The 16,508-nt window shown below is 73.6% G+C and carries 14 protein-coding genes; all 14 read right to left on the bottom strand.

Translation table 11 applies throughout. The features are described from left to right. Positions 1–38: 38 nt before the first annotated feature. On the bottom strand, positions 39–344 hold the full coding sequence (locus tag M8C11_RS09255) for a YggT family protein (RefSeq protein ID WP_013287596.1): 306 nt from the start codon (positions 342–344) through the stop codon (positions 39–41). A 28-nt stretch (positions 345–372) separates the two neighbouring features. Continuing rightward, the gene (locus tag M8C11_RS09250; protein WP_252449262.1) at positions 373–1,074 is read right to left on the bottom strand and encodes a cell division protein SepF; all 702 of its coding nucleotides are present in this window, start codon (positions 1,072–1,074) and stop codon (positions 373–375) included. 193 nt (positions 1,075–1,267) lie between these two features. Continuing rightward, on the bottom strand, positions 1,268–2,014 hold the full coding sequence (locus M8C11_RS09245) for a YggS family pyridoxal phosphate-dependent enzyme (protein WP_120568828.1): 747 nt from the start codon (positions 2,012–2,014) through the stop codon (positions 1,268–1,270). Between the two features lie 9 nt (positions 2,015–2,023). Next, positions 2,024–3,139 (bottom strand): cell division protein FtsZ, encoded by a 1,116-nt coding sequence (gene ftsZ, locus M8C11_RS09240; protein WP_030500246.1) that lies wholly within the window; start codon positions 3,137–3,139, stop codon positions 2,024–2,026. A gap of 228 nt (positions 3,140–3,367) precedes the next feature. Continuing rightward, positions 3,368–4,186 (bottom strand): cell division protein FtsQ/DivIB, encoded by an 819-nt coding sequence (locus M8C11_RS09235; protein WP_252449261.1) that lies wholly within the window; start codon positions 4,184–4,186, stop codon positions 3,368–3,370. After that, complete coding sequence (gene murC, locus M8C11_RS09230) at positions 4,183–5,664, bottom strand: UDP-N-acetylmuramate--L-alanine ligase (protein ID WP_252449260.1); 1,482 nt, start codon at positions 5,662–5,664, stop codon at positions 4,183–4,185. The genes M8C11_RS09235 and murC overlap by 4 nt, the downstream gene beginning before the upstream one ends. Before the next feature lie 31 nt (positions 5,665–5,695). Then, positions 5,696–6,802 (bottom strand): undecaprenyldiphospho-muramoylpentapeptide beta-N-acetylglucosaminyltransferase, encoded by a 1,107-nt coding sequence (gene murG, locus M8C11_RS09225; RefSeq protein ID WP_120568825.1) that lies wholly within the window; start codon positions 6,800–6,802, stop codon positions 5,696–5,698. After that, complete coding sequence (locus M8C11_RS09220; RefSeq protein ID WP_120568824.1) at positions 6,802–8,304, bottom strand: FtsW/RodA/SpoVE family cell cycle protein; 1,503 nt, start codon at positions 8,302–8,304, stop codon at positions 6,802–6,804. The genes murG and M8C11_RS09220 overlap by 1 nt, the downstream gene beginning before the upstream one ends. 145 nt (positions 8,305–8,449) lie before the next feature. After that, positions 8,450–9,577 carry a phospho-N-acetylmuramoyl-pentapeptide-transferase gene (mraY, locus tag M8C11_RS09215; RefSeq protein WP_120568823.1) on the bottom strand — a complete coding sequence of 376 codons (1,128 nt, stop codon included), beginning with the start codon at positions 9,575–9,577 and terminating at the stop codon, positions 8,450–8,452. Continuing rightward, the gene (gene murF, locus M8C11_RS09210; RefSeq protein ID WP_252449259.1) at positions 9,574–10,983 is read right to left on the bottom strand and encodes a UDP-N-acetylmuramoyl-tripeptide--D-alanyl-D-alanine ligase; all 1,410 of its coding nucleotides are present in this window, start codon (positions 10,981–10,983) and stop codon (positions 9,574–9,576) included. The genes mraY and murF overlap by 4 nt, the downstream gene beginning before the upstream one ends. Then, positions 10,980–12,542: a UDP-N-acetylmuramoyl-L-alanyl-D-glutamate--2,6-diaminopimelate ligase gene (locus tag M8C11_RS09205; protein WP_252449258.1), complete on the bottom strand. Its 1,563-nt coding sequence runs from the start codon at positions 12,540–12,542 to the stop codon at positions 10,980–10,982. The genes murF and M8C11_RS09205 overlap by 4 nt, the downstream gene beginning before the upstream one ends. Positions 12,543–12,594: 52 nt before the next feature. Further along, entirely contained in the window at positions 12,595–14,805 is a 2,211-nt protein-coding gene (locus M8C11_RS09200) for a penicillin-binding protein 2 (protein WP_252449257.1), read from the bottom strand. A gap of 3 nt (positions 14,806–14,808) precedes the next feature. Continuing rightward, entirely contained in the window at positions 14,809–15,390 is a 582-nt protein-coding gene (locus M8C11_RS09195; protein WP_121684252.1) for a hypothetical protein, read from the bottom strand. Further along, the gene (rsmH, locus tag M8C11_RS09190) at positions 15,387–16,496 is read right to left on the bottom strand and encodes a 16S rRNA (cytosine(1402)-N(4))-methyltransferase RsmH (protein ID WP_114921323.1); all 1,110 of its coding nucleotides are present in this window, start codon (positions 16,494–16,496) and stop codon (positions 15,387–15,389) included. Before rsmH ends, M8C11_RS09195 begins: the two co-directional genes overlap by 4 nt. Positions 16,497–16,508: the final 12 nt, after the last annotated feature.

Below are 16,508 nucleotides of genomic sequence, written 5' to 3'. Positions count from 1 at the left end.
AACTCCTCGGGTCAGTTGCGGCCGCGAAAGCGCTCTGGTCAGGCAAACGCGAAGATCAGGCGCCTAAACACGAACTCCATCAGCACGAACAGGATAACCAGGAGCACAAGGGAGGCCAGGTCGATGCTCACGGTACCAATTCGCAGTGGTGGGATCACACGCCTCAACGCTCGCAGGGGCGGATCAGTGACGCTCCACACGACTTCCAGTCCCGCCGACGCTCCCCGTCCCGGTTGCCAGCGGCGACCATAGGCCAGTACCGCCCCAAGAACAAATCGCGCCAAAAGGACAATTAGGAAGATGTACAGCAGCAGGTAGAGCACCTGGAACAGGATCGACAACACGGCAGGCGACGTCCCTCGGTCGTGCGGCTCAGCTCAGGCTGAAGAAGCCGCCCTCAGCGATCTTGGCCTTGTCCTCCGCGGTGACCTGGACGTTGGCCGGTGAGAGCAGGAACACCCGGTTGGTCACGCGCTCGATCGTACCGCGCAGACCGAACGCGAGCCCGGCGGCGAAGTCGACGAGCCGGCGGGCGTCCGCCTCGTCCATCTCGGTGAGATTGATGATCACCGGTACGCCGTCGCGGAAGTGCTCGCCGATGGTCCGCGCCTCGCGGTACGTGGTCGGGTGCAGCGTGGTGATCTGGTAGCGCTGCTCGTCCTCCGGCGCCACACGCTCCCGCTCCCGCGGCTGGGTCTGCGGCGCGAGCGCGAGGTTGTCGCGGGTGTGGTAGGTCAGGGCGCCCGAGGTGTCCCCGGCGGAGGACCGGGTGATCGACCGCACGCTGGACCGCTCGGCCCGCTCCGGGCGCTCGGACTCGGCCCGGTCGGCGTCGACCGCGCGGCTGGAGGCGCGCTCGGACAGCCGGCCCCGGTCGCCGAGCCGGCTCCGCGTCGTCGGCGGCTCCTCGGCCTCGTCGTCGTCCTCGTCGGCGAACTCCTCGGCGTACCGGCTCGACCGGTAGCGCGACGAGTCCCGGTAGCCACCCTTGTCGTAGCCACCGTCCTCGTACGCCCGCTCGTCGTCCTCCTCGACGAGACCGAGCCAGACCCCCGCCTTGCGCAGTGCACCCATCCCCGCGCCCTTCCGTCCGCCGTGCGGCACGCGCCCCCGTGCCGTGTCGCTTGATCACGAGTGGACGATCATGCCCACCGGACCGGATCGGCAATCCCCTGACGCGCGGTTCGCGGTCCGCCCGTCACGGCCCCCGGCTACGGGAACGCCGTCCTGAACAACACTGATGTAATTTGCTTCCGTCGTGGTGAGGCTACCGCAGCGCAGGGCGCATTCCGAGCAACGCGCTGCCGACACGGACATGTGTCGCGCCGTGACCGATCGCGCTCTCGAGGTCTCCGCTCATGCCCGCCGACAGCACCGTCGCACCCGGATGGTCGGCCCGCAGCGCCGCCGCCACCTCGGCCAGCCGGGCGAACGCCCGGTCCGGCTCCCAGCCCAGCGGCGCCACCGCCATCAGGCCCGCCAGCCGCAGACCGTCGGCGCCGGCCACCGCCGCGGCCACCGGGTCGAGCCCCCGCTGCGGATCGGCCGCGCCGGGCAGCGCCCCGCCCCGGGCCGCGTCGCCGTCGATGCTCACCTGCACCAGCACGTCCAGCGGCCGGTCCCGGACCGCGCCGGCGGCGGCGTCCAGCGCGGCGGCCAGCCGGACGCTGTCCACCGACTGGACCACGTCGGCGTACCGGACCACCGAGCGGGCCTTGTTGCGCTGCAACTGGCCGATGAAGTGCCAGCGCGGCGCCGCCCCGGCGGCGGCCACCGCCTCCGCCTTCGGCGCCGCCTCCTGGTCGCGGTTCTCCCCGACGTCGGTCACACCGAGCCCGGCCAGCGCGACCACGTCCGCCGCCGGGTACGTCTTGGTCACCGCGACCAGTGTGACCTCGTCGCGCTGCCGCCCGGCCGCGGCGCAGGCGTCGGCGATGCGGGCCCGCACCCGGGCCAGGCCGGCCGCGAGTTCGGCGCGCCGCTCGGGCCGCACCGCCGTCTGTGACTCCGTCATCGGCGCGGCTCAGGACCCGTTCTTGAGGAAGTCGGGCACGTCGACGTCGTCGAAGAGCACCCGGCGCGACGGCTGCTGCGGCGCCGGCATGGTGGCCGGCGGGCTCACCGGCGCGTTCGGCTGGGCCGGCGGGTTCTGGTTGCTCTTGCGCGGCGGCTCCACCGCCTTGTACGCCGGCGCGCCCCCGTCGAAGCCCGCCGCGATCACGGTGACCCGCACCTCGTCGCCGAGCGCGTCGTCGATGACCGCGCCGAAGATGATGTTCGCGTCCGGGTGGGCCGCGTCGGTGACCAGCTGCGCCGCGTCGTTGATCTCGAACAGGCCGAGGTCCGATCCGCCGGCGATGGACAGCAGCACGCCGCGTGCGCCGTCCATGCTCTGCTCCAGCAGCGGGCTGGAGATGGCCGCCTCGGCCGCCTCGACGGCGCGGTTCTCGCCCCGGGCGCTGCCGATGCCCATGAGGGCGCTGCCGGCGCCGCTCATCACGCTCTTCACGTCGGCGAAGTCCAGGTTGATCAGACCCGGCGTGGTGATCAGGTCGGTGATGCCCTGGACACCGGAGAGGAGCACCTGGTCCGCGGTGCGGAACGCGTCCATCATGGAGATGTTGCGGTCGCCGAGCGCGAGCAGCCGGTCGTTCGGGATCACGATGAGCGTGTCGCACTGGTTGCGCAGCTCCTCGATGCCCGCCTCGGCCTGGACCTGCCGGCGCTTGCCCTCGAACGAGAACGGCCGGGTGACCACGCCGATGGTGAGCGCGCCGAGCTTGCGGGCGATGTTCGCCACCACCGGCGCGCCGCCGGTGCCGGTGCCGCCACCCTCGCCGCAGGTCACGAACACCATGTCGGCGCCCTTGAGGACCTCTTCGATCTCGTCGCGGTGGTCCTCGGCGGCGTTCTTGCCGACGTCCGGGTTGGCGCCCGCGCCCAGTCCCCGGGTCAGCTCCCGGCCCACGTCGAGCTTGACGTCGGCGTCGCTCATCAGCAGCGCCTGCGCGTCGGTGTTGATCGCGATGAACTCGACGCCCTTGAGCCCAACCTCGATCATCCGGTTGACGGCGTTGACGCCGCCGCCCCCGATGCCGACGACCTTGATGACCGCCAGGTAGTTGTGCGGAGGTGTCATCTCCGGTCCTTTCCCTTCGAGATTGGCATGGGCCGACCCCACACGGCTTGGCCGGATCAGCGGCCTCCGACGGCTGAACCCTCACCCTCTACTAGAGGCTTAGAGTTATGTCAACCACTGATCTCTTCGGGGCAACGTATGCGCCGCCGCGCCAGGAGCCAAGGACCTGTTCCGGCGTGTCGCCGACCGAGCGACAGGGGACACATCACCCGCTCGCTGAGCCACGGGTCACTCGAACGTGACCACGTCCGGCGCGCTGACGTCGATCCGGTCCGCCTTGCGGCTCAGCAACGCGGTGGCCACTGTCGACTTGTCGGTGCCGCGGGAGGCGTCGCCCCAGAAGACCTCACGCTCCCCGCGCAGCACCAGCGTGATCCGGGCCAGCCCGGCCACGTCCACCGCGACCAGCTCCGCGCGCAGCTTCTCCCCCAGCGCGGCGAGCACCGCCAGCCCGGCCCGCGTACCCGGGTCGTCGGGGCCCGGCCGGGCCACCCTGACCAGCGGCAACCCGTCCGGCGCCCGGTCCAGGCGCTGGAACACCACGCCCGAGCCGTCGACGACCACGAAGCCCTCGCCCTGCGGCACCGCCGCCGCCGGGGTGCGCTCCTGCACCCGGATCACGAGCGTGTCCGGCCACTGGCGCTCCACCGTGGCGCGGGCCACCGGCGGCAGCGTGCCGACCTTGCGCGCGGTCGCGTCCAGGTCCACCCGGGCCAGCGGCGCGTTGTCCGGCACCGCGGCGGCGTCGCGGATCTGCACCGGGGTGACCAGCCGCGCGCCGACCACCCGTACCTCGCGCACGCCGAACAGGCCGGTGCCCAGCACCGTCCACGCGACCAGGCCCGCGACGGCGAGCACCGCGGCGGCGACCGCCCAGGGCAGCGCCGCCCGCATCCGCCGCTGCCGGGCCCGGGCCATGAACCGGCGGGTCGACGGCGGCACGGCGTCCGCGTTCGCCCGCACGAGCTGCCAGCGCCGGGCCGGGCTGCGCCGCCCGCCGCCGCCGTCCGGTCCGGGGGTACGGCCGCGGGCCGGACCGGGACTCATCCGGCCGGGGTCGCCGCGCCGTCCGGGTCGACGCCGGCGCCGATCCCCGTGCCCCCGGCGGAGCGGGCGAGCAGGGCGTCGAGCAACTGGTCACCCATCAGCGAGATCGGCGGGGCGCCCATGGTCACCACCACGTCGCCGGTCCGCGCCCGCCGGGCCACCTCGGCCGGCACGTCGTCCCACGACTCGACGAACACCTTCCGCTCGGCCGGCAGCGACACCTCCTGGATCAGCGCGGCCGAGCCCTCGCCGGGGCGGCGCGTCTCGCCGGGGCCGAACACCTCCAGCAGCACCACCTCGTCGGCGATGCCGAGCGCGGCGGCGATCTCCGCCTGGTTGTCGCGGGTGCGGTAGAGCCGGTACGGCTGGAACACCACGATCAGCCGGCCGTCGCCGGCCACCTCGCGCAGCGTCTGCAACGCCAGCGTCATCGAGGTCGGGTGGTAGGCGTACTCGTCGTAGACCAGCACGCCGTCCGCGGCGCCCTTGCGCTCGAAGCGGCGCCGCACGCCCGGGAACGCGCCGAGCGCGGCCTCCGCCGCGGCCACCGGCAGGTCCAGCAGGTACGCGGCGAGCACCGCGGCGGCGCTGTTGAGCGCCATGTGCCGGCCCGGTACGGGCAGCCGGATCTCACCCAGCGGCCGGCCCTCGACCTCGGCCTGGTAGCGCACCCCGTGCGCGGACGACACGACCTCGCTCATCCGCAGGTCCGCGTCGGCGGACTCGCCGTACGTCCAGACCCGGCGGCCCTCGGCGCGCAGCGTCTCGGCCAGCCGGCGCCCGCCCGCGTCGTCGGCGCAGGTGATCACGAAGCCGGCCGGGTCGGTGAGCCGGGCGAACTCGGCGAACGCCGCCTCCAGGGTGGCCAGGTCGCCGTAGGTGTTGAGGTGGTCCGCCTCGACGTTCGTGATGATCGACACGAACGGCCGGTAGATGAGGAACGAGCGGTCGCTCTCGTCCGCCTCGACCACGAAGTGCTCGCCGGTGCCGTGGTGCGCCCCGGAACCCACCTCGGAGATCTCGCCGCCGATCACGAACGACGGGTCGGTGCCGGCCTGCTGGAGCACCATGGTGACCATCGAGGTGGTGGACGTCTTGCCGTGGGTGCCGGCCACCGCCACCGTGCGGCGGCCGGTCATCGCGGCGGCCAGCGCCTCGGAGCGGTGCAGCACCCGCAGACCCCGGCGGCGCGCCTCGACCATCTCCAGGTGGTCCTGCGGGATGGCCGAGGAGTAGACGACCGTGTCCACCCCGTCGAGGTTGGACGCCTCGTGGCTGGAGTGGATGGTGCCGCCGAGCGCGCGCAGGCCGGCCAGCGACGGCCACTCCCGCAGCTCGCTGCCGGAGACCGGCAGGCCCCGGGTCAGGAAGAGCCGGGCCAGCCCGGCCATCCCGACGCCGCCCACCCCGATCAGGTGGATCCGGCCCAGGTCCTCCGCCGTCATCGTGCCGGCGGGCGTGAACTGCGCGGTGTTCATCAGACGTACCTTCCCGTCGCGGTTGCCCTCATCAGCGGGAAACCGCCTCGTAGACGAAGTTCAGCAACGCCACGTCGCCGTCGCGGCGGCCGTAGCCGGCTGCGGCGTGGCTCATCGCGTACAGGCGCTGCGGGTCCCGGATCAGCGGGATCACCGTCCGCTCCACCCAGGCCGGGGTCATCTCGGCGTCGTCGACCAGCAGGCCGCCGCCCGCCTCCACCACCGGCAGCGCGTTGCGCTTCTGCTCCTGGTTGCTGTGCGGGTAGGGCACGTAGACGGTGGGCAGGCCGATCGCGGCCACCTCGGCGCAGGTCATCGCGCCGCCGCGGGCCAGCATCAGGTCGGCCGCGGCGTAACCCAGCTCCATCTCGGACAGGTACGGCAGCGTGACGTACGGCACCGGCAGGTCGGTGGGCACGGAGACCGGCTCGTTGCGGGCGCCGATGACGTGCAGCACCTGCACACCGTTGCGGGCCAGCTCCTTCGCCGCGCCGGAGACGGCCAGGTTGATCGAGCGGGCGCCCTGCGAGCCGCCGGCGACGAACAGCACCGGCAGGTCGGGGCGGAGTCCGAAGTGGGCGCGGGCGGCGTCGCGCAGCGCGGCCCGGTCCAGCCCGGCGATGCCCCGGCGCAGCGGCACGCCCACCACGCGGGCGTCGCGCAGCGCCTCGGCCTGGGCCGGCTGGTGCGGGAAGCCGACAGCGACGTTCTTGGTGAACTTCATCCCGAGCCGGTTCGCCACACCCGGCGGCACGTTCACCTCGTGGATGACGATGGGCAGCTCCCGCCGCCACGCGGCCAGGTAACCGGGCACCGAGACGTACCCGCCGAAGCCGACCACGGCGTCGGCCTGGACCTCGTCGATCACCTTGCCCGCCGCGCGCGCCGCCTTCCACATCCGGTCCGGGGTACGCACCAGGCTCATGTTGACCGACCGGGGAAGCTGGTAGGCCGGGATCTGCCGCAGGTCGTAGCCGGCCGGCGGGATCAGCTCGTTCTCCAGCCCCTTCGGTGTGCCCAGACAGGTGATCCGGACGCTCGGGTCGTGTCGGCGCAGGCAGTCGGCGAAGGCGAGCAGCGGGTAGATGTGCCCGCCCGTACCCCCTCCGCAGAGCACCACCGAACGCAGCGGACCCATCAGCGTCTCCTCTCGCTCGCCGCGCCGGAGCGCGCCCGGTCGGGCCGGGCGCCGCGGGGCGCGGCCTGATCGTCCTGCCGCCGCTGCCGGGACCGGGGCACGGACCCTCGGTCGGCCGGGGGCGGCGCCGGCTTGCGGCGCCGGCCGGGAAGCGGCGGCAACGGGGCCCACACTAGTCGGACCCATCGGGCGGGCGGACGGGCATGCAGCGCTCGCGCCGCGTCCGGCTCCGCGCGGGCGAACGAGGCGAGCATGCCGATCGCGGCGAGCGTCACCACCAGGGCGCTGCCGCCGTCGGAGATGAACGGCAGCGGTACGCCGGTCAGCGGCAGCAGGCCGGTCACGCCACCGATGTTGATGACGGCCTGGCCGACCAGCCAGGCGGTCACGCCGGCGGCGGCGAGCCGGCGGAACGGGTCCTCGACCCGGCGGGCGATCCGCATCCCGGTGTACGCGAGCACGGCGAACAGCGTCAGGACCACTGTGCAGCCGACCACGCCCAGTTCCTCGGCGACGATGGCGAAGATGAAGTCGTTGTGCGCCTCGGGCAGGTAGTTCCACTTCAGCGAGCTCTGGCCCAGGCCGACGCCGAACCAGCCGCCGTTGCCGATCGCGTAGCGGGCCTGCACGAGCTGATAGCAGTAGTCCAGCTTCTGCTCGAAGCAGGTCTTCGGGTCCGGCGGGTCGAGCCACATGGTGAGGCGGCCGAGCCGGTAGTTGTCCGCGTCCCGGGAGCCGGAGCCGGCGCCGAGCGAGGCGGCGGCCACCAGCAGGCCGATGCCGGCCAGGCCGATCGCGGAGAGCGCGGCGAAGACCCGGCCCCGCACGCCGGCCGCCCAGAGCAGCCCGACCACGAGCGCCAGCAGGCAGAGCATGCTGCCCAGGTCGTTGAAGCCGACCAGCACGAACAGCAGGCCCACCACCGGGAACAGCGGGGTGGCCAGTTCCTTCCACCAGCCCAGCGCGGCGCCCTTGCGGGCCAGCACGTGCGCCGCCCACAGCACCAGCGCGAACTTCGCCACCTCGACCGGTTGCAGCGAGATCGGGCCGAGGGAGAGCGAGAGGAGTTCGGCCCGCAGCGGCCCGATCGCCGTCACCCCGAACAGCGAGTTCAGCGCGACGAACAGGTTGAGCGTGAGCAGCAGCGCCACCGCCACGCCGAGCGCCGGGCGGCTCACCGCCCGGAACGTGCGCGCGGGCAGCCGCTGGCAGGCCCAGAACGCGCCGATGCCGATCACCGCGAACACCGCCTGCTTGGTCAGCGACGCGGACGCGTCGCCGCCCTCGGCGAAGTCCTTCACGCTCGTGGCGGAGAAGACCATGGTGAGGCCGATCAGCAGCAGCAGGCCGGCACTGGACAGCAGCAGGTAGTACGAGGCCAGCGGCCGGGCCAGCAGGCCGCGCAGCGCGGCCAGGCCACCGGCCGGATCCCAGCGCGCCGCGGGCGGGTCGGCCGGAGGCGTGGCAGCCGGGGCACGGCGGGCCGGCGGGTCGCTGGTCACCTGGATGTCTCGTCCCTCCCCCACAGGCCCATCATGGCCGTTCGACCCGCCCGCCCGTGGCGCAACCGCCCGGTCGGCGTGTCGGAACGTGAGACGGCGGGGCCCCGGTGACAATCGGGAGCCCCGCCGTGACGCGGTGGTGCGGTCAGCTCACCGCGGCGAGGAACTCGCTGTAGAACAGTCCCAGCGCGATGGCCACGCCGATACCGGCGATGATCCAGAACCGGACCACGATGTTGACCTCGCTCCAGCCGGCCAGCTCGAAGTGGTGCTGCAACGGCGACATCCGGAACACGCGCTTGCCGGTGGTGCGGAAGGAGATGACCTGGATGACCACGGACATCGTGATGATCACGAACAGGCCGCCCAGGATCGGCAGCAGCAGGATGGTCCGGGTGGACATCGCCATGCCGGCGATCAGGCCGCCCAGCCCGAGCGCGCCGGTGTCACCCATGAAGATCCGCGCCGGGGACGTGTTCCACCACAGGAAGCCCACGCAGGCCCCGGCCGCCGCGCCGGCGATCAGCGCGATCTCCAGCGGGTCGCGCACCGTGTAGCAGTACGACTCGGTGTAGTTCGGGTCGGCGCACCAGTGACGGTACTGCCAGAACGCGATCAGCGCGTACGCCGCGAGCACCATCACCGAGGCGCCGGTGGCCAGGCCGTCCAGGCCGTCGGTGAGGTTGACGCCGTTGGTGGCCGCCATGACCACCATGATGATGACGATCACCGCGCCGATCTTGCCGATCTCCAGCGCCGGGATGTCCCGGATGAAGCTCAGCGTGGTGCTGCCCACCGTCTCGGTGTTCGTCGCGTTGCCGCCGGCGTCGGTCATGCTCGACGGGAAGTAGACGGCCACCGCGCCGAACACGGCACCGACCAGGATCTGCCCGGCCAGCTTGCCCCGCTTGTTGAGGCCGCCGCTGTGCCGCTTGCGCACCTTCAGGAAGTCGTCGATGAAGCCGACCGCGCCGGAGAACACCATCAGCCCCAGCAGCACCAGCGCCGTGATGGTCGGCTCGACCTGGGCGATCTGCGCGTCCGGCAGCGTGGTCAGGGCCAGGTGCCCGGCGACGTACGCGATGACCGTGGCCAGGATGAAGACCACGCCGCCCATCGTCGGCGTGCCCTTCTTGCCCTCGTTGCTGGCGAGCCCGAGATTCGATCGGATCGGCTGGCCGGCCTTCAGCCGGGCGAACACCTTGATCGCGATCGGGGTGCAGAACAGCGAGATCAGGAACGCGACCCCGATGGCGACGATGACCGCCCTCATGCGGCGCCGCCCTCCGTCGCACCCTCACGGGCGTCCGCGCGCAACGCGTCGGCCACCTCCCAGGTCCGGTACCGGGAGCCCTTCACCAGCACCACGTCTCCCGGACGCAGCTCGCTCCGCAGCACCTCGACGGCCGCCGCCTGATCGGTGAGCAGCACCGACTCTCCTCCCCAATTACCTACCGCTGTCGCGCCCTCGTGGATCGGCGCCGCCGGCTCGCCCACCACGAGCAGCCGGTCCACTCCCAGTTCGGCCGCGAGCCGGCCGACCTGCTGATGCCCCTCCCGTTCGAAGTCACCCAGCTCGGCCATGTAGCCGAGCACCGCGACGGTACGCCCGTCGCCGCGCATGCTGGCCAACGCCCGCAGCGCCACGCCGGTGGACGCCGGGTTGGCGTTGTACGAGTCGTCGATCACGGTCACCCCGTCGGGACGCTCGAAGACGTCCATCCGGCGGGTCGAGACCAGGCCCAGCTCGTTCAGCGCCGCCGCCAGGTCGGGCAGCGGCAGGCCCAGCTCCCGGCCGACAGCCGCGGCGGCGAGCGAGTTGGAGACCTGGTGCCGGCCGGTCAGCCCGAGCCGCACCGGCGCGCTGCCCTCCGGCGTGACCAGGGTGTACGAGGGCCGTCCCCGGCCGTCGAGCGTCACGTCCACGGCCCGCACGTCGGCGCGCTCCGACTCGCCGTAGCGCACCACCCGGGCACCGGTACGCGACGCCATCGCGTCGACCCGCGGGTCGTCGGCGTTGAGCACCGCCAGCCCGTCGTCGGGCAGCGCCTCGACCAGTTCGCCCTTGGCGAGCGCGATGGTCTCCACCGAGCCGAACTCGCCCAGGTGCGCCACGCCCACGTTGAGGACCACGGAGATCCGCGGCGGCACCACGTCGCACAGGTAGCGGACGTGCCCGACTCCGCGGGCACCCTTCTCCATCACCAGGTAGCGGGTCTCCGGCGTGGCCTGCAACGCGGTGTACGGGTGCCCCAGCTCGTTGTTGAACGAGCCGGGCGGCGCCACCGTCGGGCCGAGCCGCACCGCGAGCTGGGCGATCAGGTCCTTGGTGGTGGTCTTGCCGGACGAGCCGGTCAGCCCGATCACGGTCAGCCCGGGCAGCCGGTCCACCACCGCGCGGGCCAGCCGGCCCATCGCGTCGAGCGCGTCGCCGACGAGCACCATCGGCACGCCCGGCACCTCCCGGGTGCCGAGCACCGCCACCGCGCCGGCCGAGATCGCACCGGCCGCGTAGTCGTGGCCGTCGACCCGCTCGCCGGGGAAGGCGACGAACAGCCCACCCGGGCTCACCTTGCGGGAGTCGAACTCGACGGTGCCGGTGACCCGGGCGTCCGGGTCGGCGCCGACGAGCCGGCCGTCGACGGCGGCGGCCACCTCGGCCAGCGTCAGCGGGATCACCGCTGACCCACCAGGTCGCCGAAGCGGGCGCGCAGCGCCGCCGCCAGCTCCACCCGGTCGTCGAACGGCAGCACCTCGCCGCCGATCTCCTGACCGCGTTCCTGGCCCTTGCCCAGCACCGCCACCACGTCACCCGGTTCGGCCACCCGGACCGCCTCCTCGATCGCCGCCCGCCGCCCGGGCACCTCGATGACGCGGGCCGGGGTCGCGGCGGCGTACGCGCCGGCCAGCACCTCGGCCCGGATCGCGGCCGGGTCCTCGGTCCGCGGGTTGTCGTCGGTCACCAGCACCACGTCGGCGCCGCGCGCGGCCACGCCGCCCATCACCGGCCGCTTGCCCCGGTCCCGGTCGCCGCCGGCGCCCAGCACGCAGATCAGCCGGCCTTCGGTCAGGTCGCGCAGCGCGATGAGCACCGCCTCGATCGCGTTGGCCTTGTGCGCGTAGTCGACCACCCCGCGTACCGGCGCGTCGCCGCTGACCAGTTCCAGCCGGCCGGGTACGCCGCCGCAGGCGGCCACGCCGCGCGCCGCGGTCTCCGCGTCCACTCCGGCGGCGACCAGCAGCGCCACCGCCAGCAGCGCGTTCGCGACGTTGTGCCGGCCGGGCAGCGCCACGCCGGTGGGCAGCGCCAGACCGTCCGGCCCGTGCAGCGTGAAGCGCTGCGCGTAGCCCTCGCCGTCGATCCCGTCGGCCCACCAGGTCGCGTCCGGGTCGCCGGCCGCCGAGTAGGTCACGGTGCCCGGCTTGTGCAGCGGACGCAGCGCCGGGTCGTCGTGGTTGAGCACCTCGACCCGGCAGCGGCCGTCGAACAGCTTGGCCTTGGCCGCGAAGTAGTCCGCCTCGTCGGCGTGGAAGTCCAGGTGGTCGGAGCCGAAGTTGGTGTAGCCGCCGACGTCGAACCGGACGCCGCCGACCCGGCCCATGGCGAGGGCGTGGCTGGACACCTCCATGACCACGGTGTCCACCCCGTGCTCGCGGGCCACCGCGAGCATGGCGTGCAGGTCGGTGGCCTCCGGGGTGGTCCGGACGCTGTCGATCACCAGGTCGCCGAGGCGGGTCTCCACGGTGCCGATCAGCCCGGTGACGTGCCCGGCGGCGCGCAGCCCCGACTCGACCAGGTAGCTGGTGGAGGTCTTGCCGGCGGTGCCGGTCACCCCGATCACGGTCAGGGCGGCGGTCGGGTCGCCGTAGACGGTCGCGGCCACCTCGCCGAGCGCGTCGCGCGGGTCGTCGACGACGAGCACGGGCAGGCCGGTCCCGGCGGCGAGCGCCGCGCCGGCCGGGTCGGTCAGCAGGGCCACCGCGCCCGCCTCGGCGGCGGCCGCGGCGAACTCCGCGCCGTGGCGCCGGGCGCCGGGCAGGGCGGCGTACAGGTCGCCGGGGCGTACCTCCTGGGAGGCGTGGGTCACGCCGGTGACGGCCAGTTCGGCGGCCTCCTCCGGCGGGGTCGCCGCCACGCGGGCGGCGAGGTCGCCGAGCCGTACGGGACGCACGGTTGTGGGACGTGGATTGCCGGGCACGGCGTCAGACCCTACCCGGTCGTCCGGTTCCGACCGCACAGCCGCCCCGGTGGTTCGTCGCCACTCACCGATGATGTCCCGCCGTCCCCGCTCAGCGCGGAAAGACCTCGAACTTCGGGGACTTGTTGGTGAGCGACGGGGGCACCCGGTAGTGGCGGAGAGTGAAGCCCATCATCTCCCGGAACGCGGGCGCGGCGACCGCGCCGCCTCCGCCGCCGGGGCTCCACACGAACACCGCGACGACGTACTGGGGGTTCTCCGCCGGGGCCATGCCGATGAACGAGCCGACCTCGCCGGGCTGCTGTTTGCCGCCGTCGTAGCGCAGGCCGGTGCCGGTCTTGCCGGCCACCCGGTAGCCGGGCACGGCCGCGGCCAGTCCGGTCGCCCGGCCGTCCGGGCCGTCGACCGTGGTGACCGCCTCCATCATCCGGCGCAGCGCCGCCGCGTTGGCCGGGCTGAGCACCGAACGGGTGGTGGGCGCCGCGGCGGGGCTGCGCTCGCCGTCCGCGCCGATGGTCTCCTTGACCAGGTGCGGCTGCACGTACGTGCCGTTGTTGGCGATGGTGGCGTACGCGGCGGCCATCTGCAGCGGCGTGGCGTCCACGCTGTGCCCGATCGGCACCGACCCGTACGCCGAGCCGCTCCACTGGTCGGGCGGGAGCAGCCGCCCGGCCGCCTCGCCCGGCATGCCCTCGCCGGTCACCTGGCCCAGCCCGAACCGCTTCTGGTAGTCGAAGAGCCGTTCCTTGCCGAGCTTCTCGCCGATCTCGATGGTGCCGACGTTCGAGGAGAAGGCGAGCATGCCGGGGATGCTCATGGTGCGGCCGTCGACCGGGTGGGTGTCGCGGAAGGTGACCCCGCCCCTGTCGATCGTGCTGGGGACCGGGAACGCGGTGTCCGGGGTGATCACGCCCTCCTGGAGCGCGGCGCCGAAGGTGATCGCCTTGTGGATCGAGCCCGGGTCGACGACGAACGTGGTGGCCGCGTCGTCGCGGTCCGACGGCGAGGTGACCTTCGTGGGGTTGGCCGCGTCGTACGTCGGCTGACTGGCCTGGGCCAGCACCTCGCCGCTGGGGATCTCGATGATCACCGCGGCGCCGACGCTGCCCTTCACCTTGGCGGTCTGCTTCGCCAGGATCCGCTGCGTCATGAACTGGAGATCCCGGTCGACGGTGAGCTTCAGCGAGCTGCCCGGCTGCGGCTGGGTGGTGCGGCTGTAGCCGCCCGGGATGGGCGCGGCCAGGTCACCGAGGCCCACCTCGTAGGTCCGTTTGCCGGCCTGCCCGCGCAGCACGTCGTCGTACTTGGCCTCCAGCCCTTCCAGGCCGTTCATGTCCTGGCTGACGAAGCCGATCAGGTTGGCGGCCAGGTCACCGCCGGGCACCTCGCGCCGCTCGTCGCGGTGCACGTTGATGCCGGCCAGGTCGAGCTCCATGATCCGCTTGGCGGTCGCGATCTCCACACCGCGGGCCAGGTAGACGAACTGCAACGGGGTGTCGGTGCCGGGCAGGGTGCGCTTGCGCATCTTCTCGGCCAGGTCGGACACGGGCACGCCGAGCAGCGGGGAGAGCAGACGCGCGGTGGCGAACCGGTCCTTGACCCGGGTCGGGTCGGCGAACACGTACCGGGCCTCGACGCTGTGCGCCAGCGGCTCGCCGCTGCGGTCGAGGATCGCCCCGCGCGGGGCGGGCAACTCGACCACGGCGAGCCGGTTGGGCAGCCCGCCGTCGGCGTACGCCGGGGTGTCCACGGTCTGGAGGTAGACCAGCCGCACGCCGATGCTGGCGAACAACGCCAGCGCCAGCACGGTGCCGAGCCGCAGCCGCCGGCGCGGGTCGCCGAGTCGCGGCGGCCGTCGCGGCTTGCGTACCGGGCGGCGGGGCTGGGCGGCGGGGCGGCGCGGCTGGGACCGGCGGCGCGGCGGCGGCGCGTCCTCGTCGTCGTCGAACGGTTCCCGCACCGGCCGGGACGAGACGGTCCGCACCACGCCGGCCCGGCCGCCCGCGGCGGTGGACCGGCGGCCGGACCGGGCGCCGTCGGTCGCGGGCTCGCGCGTGCCGGCCCGCCCGGCCCGGCCGCCGTCGAGCACCTGCAACGCGGGCCGGAACGGGTCGCCGGACCGGTTGCTGCGGGGGGTACGCCGTTGCTCGGCGCCGCCCTCGCGCACGGTCCGCCCACGCGGGGTGTACGCGCGGGCGTCGGAGATCCCGCCGAGGCCCGGCTCGCGCGGCTCCGACCCCCGCGACGATCCGCGCCGGGAGCCCGTGGCGTCCCGGCGCGGATCATCCGATCTCGGCGGCATGACTCAGCCTCCGTTGCCCTGCTGGCTGGTGACCGACGGGGCGCCCTGCGCGGGGTGCGGCACCCCGATGGTCTGCCCGTCCGGCAGCCGGATGTAGGCCGGGTCCTCGGACTCGACCAGGCCGAGCCGCCGGGCGTTGGCGGTCAGGTTGCCGGGCGCCTTCTGCTCGGCGATCTCCTTCTTCAGCTCCTGCTCGTCCACGTCCAGCTTGGCCTGCTGCTGCTGGAGCTTCTCCAGCTTGAACGCGTTCTCGTTGATCTTGGTGTTGACCGCCAGGATGCCCAGCACCCCACCGACCACCAGCACCAGGATCAGCGCGACGAACGGAGCCCGGGGCACCCGGATCGGCGCCGGCGGGGCGACCCGCAGGCGCGGCGCCGGCGCACCGGTGACCCGGGTACGCTCGGCCGGCCGCAGGGCGGCGCTGCCCTGCGTCGGGAACTCGCGCGTCCCCCGGGCGCGAGTCGCCTCCCGGCGGTCGGTCGCTGTCGTGTCCCGCGTGGTGCGCTGCGCCGCGGTCCGGCCCCCCGACCGCGGTGCGCGCTGCCCGACGGCTCCCCGGCCGTCGCGCTTCTCGACGTTCATGTCCCCTCCCCCTCCTCGTCCGTCCCGTTCGCGTCCCCCGGGGCCGACGCGGGATCCTTGCCGGACCCCGGTGACCCCGTCCCCGGTTGGTGCATCGCCTTCACCCGGCGGCGGTACCGTTCGCGGTCGGTACGCCCCTGCCGGGCCGCCTCCGGATCAAGCCGTTCCGCGGCCCGCAGCCGCACCGAGGCGGCACGCGGGTTCGCGGCCACCTCCGCCTCCCCGGGCAGCTCGGCGCCCCGGCTCAACAGCCGGAACGTCGGGCCCGACCCGGGCAGCTCGACCGGGAGGTCGACCGGGCCCTTACTGCGGACCCGGTCGGCGAGCGCCTGCTTGGTGAGCCGGTCCTCCAGCGAGTGGTAGGACAGGACCACCATGCGGCCGCCCACTGTGAGCTTGTCCAAAGCAGCCGGCAGCGCCGTCTCCAGCGCTGCCAGTTCTCTGTTTACCTCGATCCGCAAAGCCTGAAACGTTCTCTTTGCCGGGTGTCCACCGGTTCGTCGGGCCGGTGCCGGAATGGCGTCCCGCACCAGCTCGGCCAGCCGGGCCGACGACGTGATCCGGGCGCGCTCCCGTTCCCGGATGATCGCCGAGGCGATCTTCCCGGCGAACTTCTCCTCGCCGTACACCCGCAGCAGGCGGGCCAGGTCCGGGTGGGAGTAGGTGTTGACCACCTCCTCGGCGGTCACCCCCCGGGTCTGGTCCATCCGCATGTCCAGCGGCGCGTCCTGCGCGTACGCGAACCCGCGGTCGGGCGCGTCCAGTTGCAGGGACGAGACGCCGAGGTCGAACAGCACCCCGTCGATCGCCGGGTAACCGAGCCGGTCGAGCACCTCGGGCAGCTCGTCGTAGACGGCGTGCTCCAGGTGGATCCGGTCGGCGAACCGGGCCAGGCGGACCCGCGCGTGGGCGAGCGCCTCGGTGTCCCGGTCCAGGCCGATCAGCACCGTGTCCGGATGCGCCGAGAGCACCGCCTCGGCGTGCCCGGCCAGGCCGAGCGTGGCGTCGACGTGCACGGTGCGACCGGGCCGGCCCAGTGCGGGGGCCAGCAGCTCGAGACACCGCTCGAGCAGCACCGGCACGTGCGTGCCGCGTAGCTCCCCCATCTCGACCCCCAC

Source organism: Micromonospora sp. CPM1 (assembly GCF_023896895.1).
Classification (GTDB): Bacteria; Actinomycetota; Actinomycetes; order Mycobacteriales; family Micromonosporaceae; genus Micromonospora; species Micromonospora tulbaghiae.
Note: the sequence above shows the minus strand (reverse complement) of the source record. Positions and strands in the feature narration are given on the sequence as shown.

Excerpts from the sequence above, each read along its gene's own strand:
- M8C11_RS09245 (WP_120568828.1), bottom strand. The coding sequence starts at position 2,014 with ATGACGGAGTCACAGACGGCGGTGCGGCCCGAGCGGCGCGCCGAACTC.
- M8C11_RS09200 (WP_252449257.1), bottom strand. The coding sequence starts at position 14,805 with ATGCCGCCGAGATCGGATGATCCGCGCCGGGACGCCACGGGCTCCCGG.
- M8C11_RS09195 (WP_121684252.1), bottom strand. The coding sequence starts at position 15,390 with ATGAACGTCGAGAAGCGCGACGGCCGGGGAGCCGTCGGGCAGCGCGCA.
- M8C11_RS09250 (WP_252449262.1), bottom strand. The coding sequence starts at position 1,074 with ATGGGTGCACTGCGCAAGGCGGGGGTCTGGCTCGGTCTCGTCGAGGAG.
- rsmH (WP_114921323.1), bottom strand. The coding sequence starts at position 16,496 with ATGGGGGAGCTACGCGGCACGCACGTGCCGGTGCTGCTCGAGCGGTGT.
- murG (WP_120568825.1), bottom strand. The coding sequence starts at position 6,802 with ATGGGTCCGCTGCGTTCGGTGGTGCTCTGCGGAGGGGGTACGGGCGGG.
- M8C11_RS09235 (WP_252449261.1), bottom strand. The coding sequence starts at position 4,186 with ATGAGTCCCGGTCCGGCCCGCGGCCGTACCCCCGGACCGGACGGCGGC.
- ftsZ (WP_030500246.1), bottom strand. The coding sequence starts at position 3,139 with ATGACACCTCCGCACAACTACCTGGCGGTCATCAAGGTCGTCGGCATC.
- mraY (WP_120568823.1), bottom strand. The coding sequence starts at position 9,577 with ATGAGGGCGGTCATCGTCGCCATCGGGGTCGCGTTCCTGATCTCGCTG.
- murC (WP_252449260.1), bottom strand. The coding sequence starts at position 5,664 with ATGAACACCGCGCAGTTCACGCCCGCCGGCACGATGACGGCGGAGGAC.